This is a genomic window from Streptomyces cinereospinus, assembly GCF_042430725.1.
Lineage (GTDB): Bacteria > Actinomycetota > Actinomycetes > Streptomycetales > Streptomycetaceae > Streptomyces > Streptomyces cinereospinus.
This window is the reverse complement of sequence record NZ_JBHMCY010000012.1, coordinates 113,498-130,233: the sequence shown is the minus strand read 5'-3', so window position 1 is coordinate 130,233 and position 16,736 is coordinate 113,498. Positions and strand designations below refer to the sequence as shown.

At 72.2% G+C, this 16,736-nt stretch carries 10 protein-coding genes and 4 pseudogenes; 6 read left to right on the top strand and 8 right to left on the bottom strand.

Annotated features, from left to right (window positions below; translation table 11 throughout):
* Positions 1 to 95 precede the first annotated feature (95 nt).
* The 3 genes from ACFF45_RS09060 to ACFF45_RS09050 all read right to left on the bottom strand — a co-directional run bounded on the left by ACFF45_RS09060 (position 96) and on the right by ACFF45_RS09050 (position 2,780).
* A complete protein-coding gene (locus ACFF45_RS09060; protein ID WP_381344334.1) occupies positions 96 to 569 on the bottom strand; it encodes a MerR family transcriptional regulator in 474 nt (157 codons plus the stop codon).
* A 19-nt stretch (positions 570 to 588) separates the two neighbouring features.
* Positions 589 to 1,461, bottom strand: a complete 873-nt coding sequence (locus ACFF45_RS09055) for an SDR family NAD(P)-dependent oxidoreductase (protein WP_381344331.1) — start codon at positions 1,459 to 1,461, stop codon at positions 589 to 591.
* A 362-nt stretch (positions 1,462 to 1,823) separates the two neighbouring features.
* Positions 1,824 to 2,780 (bottom strand): NAD(P)-dependent alcohol dehydrogenase, encoded by a 957-nt coding sequence (locus ACFF45_RS09050; protein WP_381344328.1) that lies wholly within the window; start codon positions 2,778 to 2,780, stop codon positions 1,824 to 1,826.
* A gap of 113 nt (positions 2,781 to 2,893) precedes the next feature.
* Here ACFF45_RS09050 and ACFF45_RS09045 point away from each other — a divergent pair, with 113 nt between their 5' ends.
* Positions 2,894 to 3,598, top strand: a complete 705-nt coding sequence (locus ACFF45_RS09045; RefSeq protein ID WP_381344326.1) for a TetR/AcrR family transcriptional regulator — start codon at positions 2,894 to 2,896, stop codon at positions 3,596 to 3,598.
* Positions 3,599 to 3,682: 84 nt separating this feature from the next.
* Here ACFF45_RS09045 and ACFF45_RS09040 read toward each other — a convergent pair whose 3' ends face one another.
* On the bottom strand, positions 3,683 to 4,210 hold the full coding sequence (locus ACFF45_RS09040) for a DinB family protein (RefSeq protein ID WP_381344324.1): 528 nt from the start codon (positions 4,208 to 4,210) through the stop codon (positions 3,683 to 3,685).
* A gap of 355 nt (positions 4,211 to 4,565) precedes the next feature.
* Positions 4,566 to 4,919 (bottom strand): annotated as a pseudogene (locus tag ACFF45_RS09035) (aminoglycoside phosphotransferase family protein); the annotation flags it as partial.
* Positions 4,920 to 5,465: 546 nt separating this feature from the next.
* Here ACFF45_RS09035 and ACFF45_RS09030 point away from each other — a divergent pair.
* A complete protein-coding gene (locus ACFF45_RS09030) occupies positions 5,466 to 6,242 on the top strand; it encodes a class I SAM-dependent methyltransferase (RefSeq protein ID WP_381344322.1) in 777 nt (258 codons plus the stop codon).
* Positions 6,243 to 6,539: 297 nt separating this feature from the next.
* Here ACFF45_RS09030 and ACFF45_RS09025 read toward each other — a convergent pair whose 3' ends face one another.
* On the bottom strand, positions 6,540 to 8,084 hold the full coding sequence (locus ACFF45_RS09025) for an MFS transporter (protein WP_381344321.1): 1,545 nt from the start codon (positions 8,082 to 8,084) through the stop codon (positions 6,540 to 6,542).
* A gap of 104 nt (positions 8,085 to 8,188) precedes the next feature.
* Here ACFF45_RS09025 and ACFF45_RS09020 point away from each other — a divergent pair, with 104 nt between their 5' ends.
* The 4 genes and pseudogenes from ACFF45_RS09020 to ACFF45_RS09005 all read left to right on the top strand — a co-directional run bounded on the left by ACFF45_RS09020 (position 8,189) and on the right by ACFF45_RS09005 (position 12,945).
* Positions 8,189 to 9,085: a helix-turn-helix domain-containing protein gene (locus ACFF45_RS09020; protein ID WP_381344320.1), complete on the top strand. Its 897-nt coding sequence runs from the start codon at positions 8,189 to 8,191 to the stop codon at positions 9,083 to 9,085.
* 314 nt (positions 9,086 to 9,399) lie between these two features.
* Positions 9,400 to 9,534: pseudogene (locus ACFF45_RS09015) on the top strand (GDP-mannose 4,6-dehydratase); the annotation flags it as partial.
* A 15-nt stretch (positions 9,535 to 9,549) separates the two neighbouring features.
* Positions 9,550 to 11,767, top strand: a pseudogene (locus ACFF45_RS09010) (type I polyketide synthase); the annotation flags it as partial.
* A gap of 87 nt (positions 11,768 to 11,854) precedes the next feature.
* Positions 11,855 to 12,945: pseudogene (locus tag ACFF45_RS09005) on the top strand (acyl carrier protein).
* 580 nt (positions 12,946 to 13,525) lie between these two features.
* On the opposite strand, the gene ACFF45_RS09000 reads toward ACFF45_RS09005, so the two are convergent.
* On the bottom strand, positions 13,526 to 15,235 hold the full coding sequence (locus ACFF45_RS09000) for a glycoside hydrolase family 3 protein (protein WP_381344348.1): 1,710 nt from the start codon (positions 15,233 to 15,235) through the stop codon (positions 13,526 to 13,528).
* 139 nt (positions 15,236 to 15,374) lie between these two features.
* Complete coding sequence (locus ACFF45_RS08995; RefSeq protein ID WP_381344318.1) at positions 15,375 to 16,691, bottom strand: MFS transporter; 1,317 nt, start codon at positions 16,689 to 16,691, stop codon at positions 15,375 to 15,377.
* Between the last annotated feature and the right edge of the window lie 45 nt (positions 16,692 to 16,736).

Genomic DNA, 16,736 nt, shown 5'->3' with positions numbered 1-16,736 from the left:
GCACCCGACCAAACGGACACGCCGCCGGCGAATCGACCTGACCAAGCACTACTAGGAAACACGCTCGCATCGGCCCGTTGGACAGCGGGCGGGCGTCAGCCTTCCGGGTGTCCGTCGTAGACGCGTATTTTGTACTCGGTGGTCTCCAGCGCCAGGCCGAGCTCGCGGATCTGCCGCATGATTCGGTCCTGCTGGTCGAGCATGATGCGGCGGCGTTCCGGGATGGTGCTCGGGCCCTGCTCGACGAGCTGGATGTAGCGCTTGAGGTCGGTCATGGTCATGCCGGACAGGCGCATCCGGGTGAGGAAGACGAGGCGGCGCAGGTCGCACGCGGAGTACTTGCGGTACCCGGTGGCGTTGCGAGCGGGCCGCACGAGTCCCTCCTGCTCGTAGTACCGGAGGGTGTGCGTCGACAGGCCGACAAGCCGGGCGGCCTCGGCGACACTCTTGGGCAGCGCCGAGGCCTCGATCGTGGCCTCGTCGAGCAGCTCGTGCAGCGCATCGATTGCCGACGAGGACGGCCCGTCGCTGGCAGCGAGGATGCGTTCGATGAGCGCTTCAGTGGCCATGACCAACAGCGTACGTCGTTCAGAACGCGCGCACCGCGGGCGGCATGCCTGGAAAGTCTGCCGACTCGCTCACAGACGCCCATTTCTCGACGTCTTCGAGCGCACCCCGGTAGACACGCGTGAGGTTGCGAACCGCCTCGGCACCGAGCGGGATCCGGAGCGGCGCGTCGGGGGTGTCGAGCATGTCGCGGATCACCTGGGCGGCGCGTGCCGGGTCGCCCTCCTGGACGCCGTCGGCCTCGGCCATGTTTGCGCGCACGGCACCGATAGTCTCGTCGTAGATCGAGTTCTGCTGCGCTGTGTTGAGCACGTCGGCGGCGTTGAACGCGGTGCGGAAGCGACTGGGCTCGACGATGAGGACGCGGATGCCGAACGGTGCGACCTCGCCCGCGAGCGCCTCCGACCAGCCCTCGAGCGCGAACTTGCCGGCTGAGTAGCTGCCGACGGCGGGGAACGACATCCGCCCGCCCTGGCTGCTCATCTGCACGATCGCACCCGAGCGACGCTCCCGCAGGTGGGGCAGCACGGCACGCACATAGGCGGCCGGGCCGAACAGGTGCTGCTCGAGCATGGCCCGCAGCGCGGCATCCGTGATCTCTTCGGCGGCGCCGACCTGTCCGGCGCCGGCATTGTTGACGAGCACGTCGATGCGCCCGAACACCTCCAGCGCCCGCTGTACGACCGCGGCCGCTCCCGCTGTGTCGCGTACATCGTGCTCAACGGCGAGGAGCCGGTCCCCGTACCGCGCCTTGAGCCCGTCGAACCGGTCGACCCGTCGCGCGGTCCCGATCACAAGCTCGCCGGCCGCGAGTGCCGCCTCGGCGAGCGCCAGGCCGAGTCCCGAACTCGCGCCCGTGATGATCCATGTCTTCGTCTCGTTCGTCGTGGTCATGGCCCCGACACTAAAGCTTCGAGCGCGCTTGAAAGCAAGCCGCGCTCAGGCTCGTGCGCGTCGGCGTCGCGGTGTCGGCGTCCGGCTCCTTGACCGCGTCTACCGGGGCACAGCCCTGGGCGTCCCACGCCCTTGGCCGACGCCGTCGCAGGCACCGGTCGGCCAGTCCCTGCCTGCCGTCGCACATGACGGCATCCGCTCGCGGGACAGGAGGAGCGGGTGGCGGGGCCGGATCAGGCGAGGGGTGTGTCGGGGCAGGTGGAGAAGGCGTACTGGGTGGGGGTGTCGGCCTGGTCGACGGAGAGGCCGTAACGCGTCTCCAGTGCACGCCGACGGGAGTCAGTCCGCGGTGCTCCCCGGTTTCACACGATCCGAATGACGTGCTTGCCGCGCACCCCGCCGGCTTCCAGGGCTCGATGGGCTCCGGCGATCTCTTCAAGAGGATGGACGGTGTCGACGACCGGCACGATGTCGCCGTTCTGGGCGTGCCGGGAGACTTCGGTGAGCAGTTCGGTGCCGGGGTTGCCGCTGAAGGCCCGGATGCGTCCCGTGCCGTGGACGGTCGAGGCGAGGATGCGGGCGAGACTGGTGAAAGGCGCGCTGGTGTCGATGGTGACCGCGACCATGCGCCCGCCGGGGGCCAGCAGGCGGCGGAAGACGTGCTGCCGCGTTCCGGCGGTGTCGACGATGACATCGAAGCTGCCCAGCCGGGAGGGGTGGGTTGTCCGGTGGTCCAAGGCTTCGTCCGCGCCCAGGCCGCGGACGAAGCCGAGATTCCTGGCGCCGGCCAGCGCGGTGACATGGGCGCCGAAGAGTTTGCCGATCTGCACAGCGACGCTGCCCACGCCGCCGGCGGCACCGCGGACCAGCAGACGCTCGCCGGGCTTGAGGGCGGCCTTGTCGCGCAGTGCGGTCACCGATGTCGTCCCACCCGCCAGCAGGGAGACGGCCTGCACGAAACTGAGATTGTCGGGGGCGGGGGCGATCTGCCGGGGCCGGACGGCAACGTACTCCGCCATGCTGCCGGACTCGCGGCCCAGCAGGCCCCACACCCGGTCTCCCACCCGCACGCCGGTCACCGACGACCCGGTCTCGGCGACCTCTCCGGCGAAGTCGATGCCGGTCACCTTGGGGAAGGCGCGGCCCGTCACCAGACGCAGTTTCCCGGCCCGCCCAGGCAGCTCACCACCGTTGACGCTGACGGCGTGGACCCGTACCAGCACCTCCTCGGGCTGGACGGTCGGAATGGGCATGCTGCCCACGTAAAGGACCTCTGGGGGCCCGTAGCGGTCGAAGAGCGCTGCGCGCATCTCACTCATGATCTCGTCCTGCTTCGCGTCGACGGGTGCGAGCGGGGCGATTGCCTCCGCCGGTGGATTTACGCTAACCCCGTAACTGGACACCCTCTTCCACTTATGACGAAGTGAGAGAAATGCCTGCTCAGCCATCTCACAACGCGCACCGGCCGCCACCTGCCGGTGCCTGTGAACCCGCTCCGGAAGCCGCCGGGCTGCGCGCCGACGCTCGGCACAACCGCGAACGCATCCTCGAAGCCGCCCGCGAGACGTTCGCCCACCAGGGCATCGACGCCCCCCTGAGCGCTGTCGCCCGCCGCGCCGGAGTGGGTGTCGCCACCCTCTACCGGCGCTTTCCCACCCGTGCCGCGCTCGTCACGGCCGCCTTCACCGACCAGCTCGCCCTGTGCGCGGGCGCCCTCGACGACGCCCTGCGAGATCCCGACCCCTGGCACGGGCTGTGCCTGCTCCTGGAGAAGGTGTGCACCATGCAGGCCGCCGACCGGGGTTTCGCCGGAGCGTTCCTGGCCCAGTTCCCCCACGCCCTCGACTACGAGCGTGAGCACACCCGCGCCCACATCGGCCTGAGCAGGCTCGTACAACGCGCCAAGGACACTGGACAACTGCGCTCCGACTTCGACCTCTCCGACATCGCCCTCCTGCTCCTGGCCAACGGCTCCTTCGCCGGACAGCCCCAGGAGAGTGCCGTAGCCGCATCGCGGCGTCTGGTCGCCTACTTCCTTCAGTCCATGCGCCCCGGCGATCACGCCGAACCCCTGCCGCCTCCAGCACCGCTGGGGCTCCACCAGATTCACCCCGCACGCTCTCAGACCCCGAGGTGACCGACTGCCGCCACCGCTCCACGCTGCCGCGTGACCTGGAGTCGGCCAGAGGTTCTGGTCACCTCCTCACCGCGCGAGCACGTCTCACGTGCCGGTAGATCCGTCGATCTGCTCGCGGATGAGGTCGGCATGCCCGTTGTGACGTGCGTATTCCTCGATCATGTGCACCATGATCCAGCGCAGGGAGACTCCCTGATCGCCGACGTGACCCGCTTCCAGTTCGGACAGGTGGCCGGAGTCGTCCAGCGATGCGTCAGCGATCAACTCACGGCCGCGAGCGACCTCCGCCTGCCATGCGGCCACCGCCACGTCGAGCCCTCGTTCAGGCCGAAGGGCAAAGCCGTCGTGGTTGCTCTCCCCGAAGACAGGCGACACGTCTTGACCTGCAAAAACACGTTGGAACCAGTTGCGCTCCACTTCAGCCATGTGCTGCACGAGTCCGAGCAGCGTCATCGACGAGGGTGACGCCACAGCAAGCCGTACCTGGCCATCTGCGAGGCCCGAGCACTTCAGGGTGAGCGTCGCACGGTGGAAGTCCAACCACGCTTCCAACATGGTCCGCTCGTCGGCGTGCGCGGGAGGAATCGGCCGTCCGTCCGGTGTCGTATTCATGAGCACACCCTGGCAGCAGCAGGCGTACCCCGTGCGTGTCTTTCGCCCGGCGACGAAAACACGCCTCGTCCTTTCCCAGCTCATGGCTCACCAGCCGACTCCGCCGAGGGGCCACTTGACTTCTGAGTCCTCTGAGGTGCCTTGACCAGGTTCGCCTCCCAGCACGTCCGAGCGGGGTCGATGTGGGGCTTTTGCGCGGATCCGCCAGTTCTTCAGGTGGGCGAAGCCGTGCTCGACCGGTGTCCGATGGCGAGTACGCGGTTGGCTTCCTTCTGGCCGGGAGTGGGCTTGTGGGTGCGGCTGGCGTGGAAGCCGGTGACGATCACGGGGTCAAGTACGTCGTCGTCCAGGCCATGCGTGAGCCGTCCAGGCGTTCCAGCAGCATGGCGCCGCTCGGCGAGTCGTGGTCGAGCAGCCGCACGATGCCGTCGCCGTTCCATGCCCGCAGCCCGATCAGCGCGGCGGTCGTCTCCTCGCGGGGCATCTGGAGTTTGAGCGCGGCGCGGGTGTCGTCCGCGCGGCGCACCGGCACCACCAGTGAGGCCTCGCCTGCCCCGATGCCGCCGTCGGGCTCCGACTCCCATCGGTCGAGCAACTCCGTCACCAGCGCGGGCAGCCGGGCGGTCCAGGTCCGTTCCTCTTCGCCACCGTTCCTCGTGTACGACGCGACCAGGGCGTCAGGGACTTCGATAGCCTGCGGCGAACTCATGGGGGCGTCCTTCGGGGGAAGCAGGGTGTCCCGCCGCGACCACCGAGCAGGCCGCGGATCCGGTTGGAGGCGCAGGTGGCCTCGGATGCCAGGTCCTGGTCGAACAGGGTGAAGCGGCAGTCAGACCTCTCGTCAGCGTCAGCGTCTCCGACGGCGCCCTTCGGGCCCGGTGACACCGCCCCGCAGGTCAGGCGTTCGACAGGGAGGACCAGCCATGCCGGGCCCGGAGACCAGCGGTCCTCTTGCAGGACCGCGCCGAAGACAACGGGGGAAGAGAGAATTCTGCCCGCTTCCGGCTGTGCACGACGGAGGGTTTCGGCCGGGGTGCCGATGCTGTTGTGGAGACCGGCCGCCGCACCGACGACGCGCACGAGCTGGCGCACAAGCCGCGCCGATACCGGCAGTGGGGCCGGCTGCCGGCGCCGGAGGTGGACAAGTACACCGCGGGCCTTGTCCGCTATGGGATCTTGAGCGAGGGAGAACGGCGCACCCGGAGTGCAGAAATGGATTGATCGGCGTCCGTGGGCCTGACTAGCGTTGCCCGGCATGACGACGACCCCAGGCGCCGCCGACTGGCGCGCGGCCAACCTCGCCAACTGGGATGAACGCGTTCCCATCCACACGGCTGGCTCCTTCTACGACCTTCCCGCCTTCGTTGCGGGCAGGAACACGCTCCGGGACTTCGAACTCTCCGAGGTCGGTGACGTCGCTGGTAAGACTCTGCTCCACCTGCAGTGCCACATCGGGCTGGACACCCTGTCCTGGTCCCGGCGCGGTGCCACCGTCACCGGCCTGGACTTCTCCGCAGTCGCCGTAAAAGCCGCCAACGGCCTGGCCGCGCAGGTCGACGCCACCACCGCCCGCTTCGTCACCGCGGATGTGTACGACGCTGTCCAGGCCCTTGGCGGGCAGCGCTTCGACATCGTCTACACCGGCTTCGGGGCGCTGTGCTGGCTTGGGGACATCGCCCGCTGGGCACGGACCGCTGCCGCGCTGGTCGCCGAAGGGGGCTTCCTCTACCTGGCCGAATACCACCCGGTCGCCGACTTGCTCGGCGACGACGGCGCCACCGTGGAGAACGACTACTTCCACCGCGACCCGATCGTGGTGGACGCTCCCGGCACCTACGCCGACGCCAGCGCGCCCATGGCTGCGACCGTGACCGTCGAGTGGCGTCATGGTATCGGCGACGTGGTCAGCGCCCTGACTGCCGCCGGCCTCCGCATCGAGTTCCTGCACGAGCACGACCACAGCCACTTCCGTCTCCCCGCGGGGAAAGGCATTCCTCAGGTCTACTCGCTGCGAGCAGCGAAGACCGCGTAGCACAAGCTGCCGGCCGGGGCGGTGTCTCCCGGGATCGGTCGTCTCCTCGCCCCGGCCCCACCCGAGGCGTGGCAGCGCCCGCCGGCGGGCCCGGGGGACGGGCGCGAACGGCTCCACGACTGGGCAGCCGCCCTTGCGCCCGCCGTGGCCGAGGTCGACGGCGCCCAGCCGGCCCGACAGCGCGGGCACACGCCGGCGGGACGGCCGGCTCAAGACCGCCCCGCCCATGCCGGGCCCCGCCGCACTCGCCACCGCCAGGCCGTTGACCAGGAGCACCGCAGAAGTCCGACTGGAGCCCTAACGGGGTGTTGCTCCCCCGTCGGCGCGTGACGCACCGGGTGCGGACTGCTCGGCCGGCCGACGGCCGGCGTCGCCCATACCGTAAAGGGCTTCAGGGAGTCGGCGCGAGGCGAACGCACCGAGTGCGCCGTGGAGGAGGCCTGCGATGACGGCTGCGGCGTGCAGACCGGTGACGAAGGCGGTTTTCGCGTCATCGACGACGGCGGGCGCGAGGCCGGGGATCACAAGTGTCTCGTTCAGGGTTTCGGCGAGGTCAGGGCCCTGGAGCCGGAAGATCAGGGCGGCCAGCGAGCCGAGCAGCGCGATGCCGAGGGCGTTGCCGATCTCGTTGCTGGTCTCGGCGATCGCTGCCGCGGATCCGGCACGTGCCGCGGGAACCGCCGCGACGGCGGTGTCGGCGACCGCGCTGAAGGAGATCCCGTAGCCGACGCCGGCGACGACGGTCGAGGCCACGTACCAGCCGATCCCGCCGGAGACGCGGGTGGGCAACAGCAGGAGCAGGCCTACGGCGACGAGGAAGTGGCAGGTGATGAGCGCTGCTCGCGTACCGAGGCGTGCGACCAGTGCCGGTGTGACGACGCAGGTGACGGTGAGCACGGCGGCGCCGGGAAGCGTGACGAGGGCGGCTTCCATGACGGGCAGTTCGAGGACGGACTGGAGGTAGATGCCGCCGAGGTAGGCCACCGCCGACCACGCGGCCAGAGGCAGCAGCCCGGTGACGACCGCGACGGTGAACACCCGGTCGCGGAAGAGGCGCAGGTCGACCAGCGGATGCCGGAGGTGGAGCTGCCGCCGGACGAACCACACCAGCGCGGCGACGCCGACGATTCCCGCAGCCACCGGCGCCCCGGACGGCCCCTCCGCGGCCGTGTGCTTGATCGTGTAGACGGTCAGCAGGACCCCCGCAGCGGACAGCACGACACTCAGGCCGTCGACGCGGCCGCCTCGGGTGGCGCGTACCTCACGGAGCAGGAGCGGGGCGAGCACGAGGAACAGCAGGACGACGGGGAGATTGACCAGGAAGACCGATCCCCACCAGAATCGGCTCAGCAACTGGCCGCCGACGACCGGGCCGATCGCGAACCCGGCCGCGAAGGTGGCTGCGAAGATCCCGATGGCCCGGGCCCGCCGGCGGGGGTCGGGGAACAGTTCGCTCAGTACCGCCAGCGCCGACGGCAGCAGCGTGGCTCCGGCCACGCCCATCAGCGCCCGGCAGGCGATCAGCAGTTCCGGTGTGGACGCGAAAGCCGCTCCCGCCGAGCCGGCGCCGAACACCGCCGCGCCGGTCACCAGCAGTTTCAGCCGACCGTACCGGTCGCCGAGGTTGCCGAAGGCGATGAGCAGGGACCCGACGGCGAATCCGTAGACGTCCAGGATCCACAACGCCTGGTCGGCGGTCGGCGACAAGGCTGCGGCGACCTCGGGCATGGCCAGGAACAGGACCGAACCGTCCATCGCGACCAGCAGGACCGGGCCGAGTACCACGAGCAGACCGAGCCACTGCCGCGGACCGGGTGAGTGGGGAACACGTTGTTCGTTCATGCTTCCGAACGGTGCGGCGCCGTCCGCTCGGCAACCAGCCCGTGTCATGGGTACACCTCCCAGGGGCACCCATGACACGGCCCGGCGCGCCTACGCTCGCACTCATGGTGCTGGAGAGCCTCGGGACATACCTCAAGAGCCGTCGCGACCGGGTCACGCCCGCCGACGTCGGACTGCGTGCCTACGGCGCCACACGGCGCGTACCGGGCCTGCGCCGTGAGGAGCTCGCGCAGCTCGCCGGCGTCAGCGTCGGCTACTACACGCGGCTGGAACAGGATCAGGCCGGCACGGCGTCCCAACAGGTCCTCGACGCGCTCGCCGGCGTGCTCCGGCTCGATCCGGCCGAAACGGCCCACCTGCACAACCTCGCCCGCCGGCCAACCGTGTCACGCCTGGTGCGTCCCCGCCCCGAAAGGCCGCACGCACGAGCGCTGGCGCTGCTGGCGTCCCTGGGAGAGACCACCCCGGCCGTCGTGCTCGGCCGCCGCGGCGACGTGCTGGCCTGGAACCGCACCGGACACGCGCTCGTCGCGGAACACGTCGGGTTCGACGCGCCCCGCGACCTCAAACGGCCGTCCGTACCCAGGATGTTCTTCCTCGACCCTCTCACCCGGGACCTGTACCTGAACTGGGCCGAACTGGCCCGGACCCACGTGGCCTACCTGCGGCTCACCGCGGGCAGGTACCCCACCGATGCCCGCCTGGCCGAGCTGATCGGCGAACTCGCCATGCACAGCGTGGATTTCGCCACGCTGTGGGCCAAAGGCGACGTCGCGGACTGCACCGTGGGCACCATGCGTCTGCACCACCCGTCCGTCGGGAGGATCGGCGTCGACTACCAGGTGTGGCTCCAGCCCGACAGCCCCGACCACCGGCTCGAGATCTACACACCCAACGACAGGGCCTCGGCCGACGCGCTGCGACTGCTGTCCGACCACGTCGCCGACCGAAGGGACCCCGAGGTCACCGCCTCCGCGGAATCCCGGCGCCGGGACAGGTGAGCGACGCCCGTCCCGGCTCGGGGCGGCGCCGTGGACCCGGCGGCCTCGTCGTGGACGTGGTCGCCAGGCCGGCCCGCGCGGCCGCGGTCACCCGGCCGGGAACCGCCGTGCTGACCGAGCGCGGAGGGCGGCACCGGAAAAGACTCGCACATTCCTTAGCGACCGCCGTGCTTGCATGACCGCAACGAGGACGGCTCGTGAGCGCAGGCCGCCGGTCGGCGCCCGCGTGGACACACGAGCTGTCGACCAGTCCACTCCCACGGGTACGGACGACCGCCCGGCCGGTCCTCGACGCGGCGGTGGAAAGAGGGAAGATGTCCAAGCGCGCACTCATCACCGGAATCACCGGGCAGGACGGCTCGTACCTGGCGGAACACCTCCTCGGCCTGGGCTACCAGGTCTGGGGCCTCAGCCGGGGACAGGCCAACCCCCGAAAGGACCGGATCTCCTAACTGATCGGGCACCGCGCCCGCGGCGTCAACGCCGTCCTCGTCGCCTGGGGCGCCTGGCAGGGCGCGGGACCCGACGGGCTCGCCGCGCACCTGCGCGCCAGCGGACTGCCCGCGATGGAGCCGGGCCGGGCGCTCGCCGCACTGGCCGCGGTGACCGGCGAGGCCGCCGCCGACCCGGTCGCCCCCGCCTCGGTGACCGTCGCCGACGTGGTGTGGGACCGGTTCGCCCCGGCGTTCACCCGGACCCGTCCCGGCCTGCTGTGCACCGCCCTGCCCGAGGCCCGCGAGGCGCTGCGCGCCGGGACGGGCGAGGACGGGGACGGCGGCACGGCCGCGGCGCTGCGGGACCGGCTGCGCCCGATGGGCCGGCCCGAGCGCGAGCGCACCCTGCTGGAGCTGGTCCGTGCCGAGGTCGCCTCGGTGCTCGGCCACTCCGGTGCCGACGCGGTCCCCGCCGGCCACGCCTTCAAGGATCTCGGCTTCGACTCGCTGACCGCCGTCGACCTGCGCAACCGGCTCGCCACGGCGACCGGTCTGACGCTGCCCGCCACGCTGGTCTTCGACCACCCGACGCCCACCGCCCTGGCCGGACGGCTCCTGGCCGACCTGCTCGGCGAGGAGACCGTCACCGGCACCCCGGCCGCCCACGCCGCCGCCGCTGCCGACGGCGACGATCCGATCGTGATCGTCGGCATGGCCTGCCGCTACCCCGGCGGTGTCACCTCGCCCGAGGACCTGTGGGAGCTGGTCGGCGCCGGCACCGACGCCATCGGCGGCTTCCCCACCGACCGCGGCTGGGACCTGGAGCGGCTGCTGCACGGCGACCGGGACGGCCGGGGCCGCAGCGTCACCCGCGAGGGCGGCTTCCTCGACGACGTCGCCGACTTCGACCCGGCGTTCTTCGGCATCTCGCCGCGCGAGGCCCTGGTCATCGGCCCGCAGCAGCGGATCGTGCTCCAGGCCGCGTGGGAGGCGCTGGAGCGGGCCGGCATCGACCCGACGACACTGCGCGGCGGCGACACCGGCGTCTTCGTCGGCGGCGGCAGCGGCGACTACCGTCCCGCCGCCGGCCAGACCGGGCACGTGGAGACCGCCCAGTCGGCGAGCCTGCTCTCCCGGCCGGCTCTCCTACACGCTCGGTCTGGAGGGCCCCTGCGTCAGCGTGGACACCGCCTGCTCCCCCTCCCTGACGGCGCTGCACCTGGCCGCCCGGGCGATCCGCGCCGGCGAGTGCTCCCTGGCCCTGGCCGGCGGCGTCACCGTGATGTCGACACCGGTCGGCTTCGTGGAGTTCGGCGAGATGGGCGCGCTCTCCCCGGACGGCCGCTGCAAGGCGTTCGCCGACGAGGCCGACGGCACCGCCTGGGCCGAGGGCGTGGGCCTGCTCGTCGTCGAGCGGCTCTCCGAGGCCCGGCGCCGCGGCCACGAAGTCCTCGCCGTCCTGCGCGGCTCGGCCGTCAACCAGGACGGCGCGAGCAACGGACTGACCGCGCCCAGCGGTCCGTCCCAGCAGCGCGTCATCCGCAAGGCGCTCGCCGCCGCGGGGCTCACCGCCCGGGACGTCGACGCCGTCGAGGCGCACGGCACCGGCACCACCCTCGGTGACCCCATCGAGGCACAGGCCCTGCTCGCCACCTACGGCCGCGAACGCGACCCGGACCGCCCGCTGCTGCTCGGCTCCGTCAAGTCCAACATCGGGCACACGCAGGCCGCGTCCGGTGTCGCCGGGGTCATCAAGATGGTCCTCGCCCTGCGGCCCGGCGTACCGCCCCGCACCCTGCACGCCGACACGCCCTCCCGGCACGTCGACTGGGACCCGGACGCCGTGCGGCTGCTCACCGAGCCCGCCGAGTGGCCCGAGACCGGGCGGCCCCGCCGCGCGGGCGTGTCCTCCTTCGGCGCCAGCGGCACCAACGCGCACGTCATCCTCGAACAGGCCCTCGAACAACCCGCGCCCGCGCCCGCCGGGAACACCCTGCGGCCGCTGCCCGTGCCGCTCACCGCGGCGAGCGCCGACGCCCTCGCCGACCAGGCGGCCCGCCTGCGCGACCGGCTCGCCGACGCCCCGCCCGGGGCCCCGGCCACCGCCGACCTCGCGCTGTCGCTGGGCACCACCCGCGCCGCGCTGGAGCACCGCGCCGTGCTCGCCGTCACCGGCCGCCGGGACCTCCTCGACGCGCCACGCATCGCCGCCTCCGGTGCCGCGCCGCTGCCCGTCGAACGCGGACTGGCCCTCTTCGACACGGCGACCGGCTCCGACGAGCCTTTGATCGTCGCCGTCGGCGCCACGTCCCCTGACGCCCGCCCACCCGGCCTCGTGCCGCCGCTCCTGCGCAACCTGGTGCGCGGCACCCGCCGCGCCGCCGCCACCGCGGTCGGCGGCGCGAGCACCGCGGCCGACCTCGCCCGCCGCCTCCTCGACCTCCCGGAGCACGAACGGGTCCGGCACGCCGTCGAACTGGTCCGCGCGGAGGCCGCCGCAGTGCTCGGCCACTCCTCGGCCAAGGCCGTCGACCCCGGCCGCGAGTTCCGCGAGCTCGGCTTCGACTCGCTGACCGCCGTCGAACTGCGCAACCGCCTCACCACCGTCACGGGCCTGCGCCTCGCCGCCACTCTGGTCTTCGACTACCCCACCCCGCATTCCCTCGCCGCGCACCTGGTGGCCGAACTCCTCGACGAACACGGCGAGACGGGCGCCCCCGCCGTCGCGGCCGGCATCGCCGAGGAACCCATCGTCATCGTCGGCATGGCCTGCCGGATGCCCGGCGGCGTCGACACCCCCGAAGACCTGTGGCGCATGCTCGCCGACGGCGAGGACCGCATCACCGGCTTCCCCACCGACCGCGGCTGGGACTCGACGCCCTCTTCGGCGGCGGCCACGACAACCGAGGCGTCAGCGCCACCCGCCGCGGCGGCTTCCTGCACGACGTCGGAGGCTTCGACGCCGGGTTCTTCGGCATCTCCCCGCGCGAGGCCCTGGCGATGGACCCGCGGCAGCGCCTGCTCCTGGAGACCTCCTGGGAGGCGTTCGAACGGGCCGGCATCGACCCGTCCGGCCTGCGGGGCAGCACCACCGGCTCTTCGTCGGCACCACCGGCCAGGACTACGCCAACCGCTGGCGGGCCGGCTGCACCTGAGCCGACAGGGCGTGGAGTACCACGTCACCGGCCTGCTGCGCAGGCTCAAGGTCCCCAACCGCGCCGCCCTGGTCTCCCGCACCTACTCCATGGGCGTCCTCAAGGCCGGCACCTGGCCGCCGAAGGTCGTCGAGGGCTTCATCAAGTGACCCAAGCGCCGCCCCACGGTCCCGGGCACGGCAGAGGCGTGGCGGTCGCCGGTGAGCGGGGAGGGCGGTCGGGCGCTTCGGCGGCGCCGAGCACCTCCGTCGCCCGGACCTGGGGTGAGTAGTCGCGGTACGGAACGTGCGGCCGCCCAGGCACCGGCCAGAGCCGCCCAGGCACCGGCCAGAGCCCGCCCCGCTCCGGCCGGCGCAGCCGCCGCCCCCGCCCCCCGTCCCGGCCGCCACGGACCCGAGGACGAGCAGCCGGTGCCGCCGCCCGGATGCCCCGTGCTGTTCACCGACCTGCACGCCGCTGCCGCCTGGCATGCAGGTCGGTGAACAGCACGCCGCTGCCGCCTGGCGTGCGCTGTCCCCCATGGCCCGCAGGGACGCCGGGACGGCCATGGAGGGCCTGGTCCGCCGGTCTGCCTCTGGAGGTCGCCGCCACGGCCGAGGCCAGGGACGCCGGACGCCCACGCGATTCCGCCCAGGCGGTGTGAAGGGCCGGCCGCAGGCCGTGCAGGTGCCGGTCCGGCACCTCAGCAGGTTCCGAGGGACGTCGAGGACCTGGCAGAGGGGCAGGCCGGCATCTGGGCCATCGGTCGAGCCGCCTGAGGGTGAGGAATGTTGGGGCGGGATACTCGGTCGTTCACTCTGGGGCGTGTTCCTCGTGCCGGCATCCGCGAGCGCGGGGACGGGAAGGTGCGCCTACGCGGGCCGGTCCTGCCGCGCGGGGTACCGCAGACCGTGCCCGAACGGGAAGAGCGGGTCCGTGCTCTGCTGGGGCTGGTCCGGCAGGCTCCGTTCGACCTCGGACACGGAGCGGGGCAGTTGGAAGGGCAGCCGGCCCCGCGGGTCGGCATGGCCGAAGAGGACGTCGAGCAGCGCCGCGTCGGAGGCTCCGTAGACGCCCAGCAGCGCGGCGGCGTGCTCCGCGATCTCCGGGACGACGGCGGGGCGGTCGAGGTGGATGGCCACGACCGTGGGCACCGTCCGCAGCAGGGTCAGGATCTCCGCCAGCTCCTCGGCGGGGAAGTCGAGCCGGCCGGCATGGAAGAACGACTCGAAGCCGCCGGGCCGCGGGTCGTACGGGGCGGACAGCCGCAGGACGGCGAGATCGGCGGCGGCGGGCTCCTCGACCACGTCACCGTGGAGAGCGGCCGACTCGGCGGAGACATTGCGCACGTACAGCTTCGGCCGCCCGCTCAGCGGCAGGACCCCGTCGTTCTTCAGCAGCGTGAGCGAGCGGCGCTGCGCGACCTCGCCGCGCGCGCGGAACTCCGCGTTGCCGACGGTCTCCTCCGCCCGGTCCGGGTCGACGTAGCGGCGGTCGTCGAAGAGGCCGAGGCGGAACTTCTCGGTCAGCAGGCGGCGTACGGAGCGGTCGAGGCGCTGTTCGGTGACGCGGCCCGAGCCGACCAGTTCCACCACGAGGTCGGTGCGGTGCTCGCCGCCGAACTGGTCGGCGCCCGCGTCGAGGACCTTCGCCGCCCGCTGCAACGGGGTGAGGTGCTCCACTCCCCAGGCGCGGGCGGGCATCGGTTCGCCGAACAGCTCGCTGTCGGTGATCAGGCCCCAGTCGGTGCAGACGATGCCGTCGAAACCGAGCTGCTCGCGGAGCAGTCCGGTGATGACGCCCTTGTTGAAGCCGAAGCCGACCTCTTCGTACGGCGTGCCGACGGGCATGCCGTAGTAGGGCATCATCTGGGTCGCGCCTGCGGCGAGCGCAGCCTTGAAGGGCTGGAGGTGGTAGTCGAAGAAGCCGCCGGGATAGACCTGCTCGCGGCCGTAGGCGAAGTGCGGGTCCTCGCCGTCCTTCTGCGGGCCGCCGCCGGGGAAGTGCTTGACCATCGCGGCGACGCTGTCCGGGCCGAGTCCGTCGCCCGGCCCGCGAAGCCCTTCGAGGTAGGCGGTGACCAGGCGGGAGGTCAGGTCGGCGTCTTCGCCGAAGGTGCCGTTGCCGCGCGCCCACCGCGGCTCGGTGGCCAGGTCGATCTGCGGGTGCAGGGCGAGCCGAATGCCCACGGCGAGGTACTCGCGGCGCACGGTGTCGGCGTACTCCCGCACCAGCTCGGGGTCGCCGAGCGCGGCCAGGCCGAGGGTCTCGGGCCACTGGGAGAAGGCGCCGGCGCGCATGGCGGTGCCGGGGTTGTCGGTGAAGGCGTGGCGGGGGTCGGAGGACAGGGTGACCGGGATGCCCAGACGGGAGTCTTCGGCCAGTTCCTGGAGGTGGTTGTGCCACTCGGCCATCTGCCGCGGGCCCGCCCCGCCGAGGAGGTTGAAGTGGGTCATCCGCCGTTCGCCCACCAGCTCGCGGGCGGTGTACGGGAGCAGTCCGGTCCCCTCCGCCAGGGTGCCGTCGGGGTTCATCGTGAGCATGGTCTGGAAGAGGAGGCCGGCCTTCTCCTCCACGGTCATGCGGGCCAGCAGGTCGGTGACGCGCTGCTCGACGGGGAGGGTGGCGTCGCGGTAGGTGCCGGTGGTCGCCGGTGTGGTCACGGGGTGGCTCCAGGGGGGGTCGGGAGGTGAGGGCTTACGGGGGAGGGCCGGACGGCCGTCAGCGCACGGAGCGGATGAACCGCAGCGCCACCGCGCCCGCGGCGGCGGCCACGGCGCTGAAGAGGTAGAGCGCCTGGTAGTTCGTCCCGTCGTCGCTGGCGATGCCCAGCAGCAGGGGGGCGATGGCCGGGACGAGTGACTGGGGAAGGGCGTTGGCGACGTTGAGGACGCCCAGGTCCTTCGCGGCGTCCTCGGCGCGGGGCAGCGTGGTGATGGCGATGGCGGTGTCCACGGCCAGGTACGCGCCCATGCCGATGCCGAACACCGTGACGGCCAGCAGGAACACGCCGGTCGAGTGGGCGGCGACCAGGAGCGCGATGCCGGCGGCGAGGATGGCGGTGCCCGTGTAGACGCAGAACTTGCGCCGCTGGGTGCGGTCGGAGAGCCAGCCGAAGACCAGGGAGCCGACGACCGCGCCCACGGTCATGACGGTCATGCCGGCGGCCACCGTTCCCGTGGCCTGGTCCGTGCTCTGACCGAGCTGGTCCTCGGCGAAGTAGAGCTGGTAGCCGGTGACGGAGGAGACGCCGACGAAGACCAGGAAGCGGCCCGCGAAGTTCCACGCGAAGTCGGGGTACCGGCGCGGCGAGACCCAGAACGAGCGGAAGAAGGCCCCGAGCGCGAACGGCGGCAGCGTCCCCGCGTCGGCCGGCGGGTCACCGCGCAGCCCTCTGGTGATCAGCGCCGCTCCGGCCAGACCGAGCACGCCGGGGCCGGTGAACAGCAGCAGGGGTGACCCGTCCAGCGCCTGCGCCGTGACGGCGCCGGCCACCATGGCCACGTACGTCATCATCCCCACCGCACCGGCGACCCGGCCCCGGGCCTGCTCCGGAACCCGGTCGGCGAGGACCGCGTGCAGCGCGGACAGCGTGGCGTTGATGCCGAGTTGGGTGATCGCCCAGCCGATACCCAGGACGGCGACGCTCTGGGCGAGACCGGTGATCAGCAGGCCGCCGAGACCGGCCGCCATGCCGCCGATCACCCAGGGCCGCCGACGGCCGAAACGGGACGTGGTGCGGTCGGACAGCGCTCCGAAGAGCGGGCCGCCGATCAGCGCGAGGAAACCGCCGACGGCCAGGACCGTGCTGAGCGAGGAGGACTTGCCGTCCGGATCGAGCTGTCCGACCCGAAGGGACAGCGAGACCGTGACCGGGGTGAACAGCGCGAGCGAGATGAGGAACTGCGCGGCGACGAGACGGACCGCGAAGCCCGTGCTGTAGCCGGGCAGCTCGGCAGTACCGGGCGCCGGGGGCTCGGTCGTGACCGCGCCCTCGGTCACGACCGGTGCCCGCCTGCCGGTGAGAAAGGTCTTCATCGTGTTCCTCCTGCCGCGACGGCGTCGTCGCTCGTCGTTCGGAGC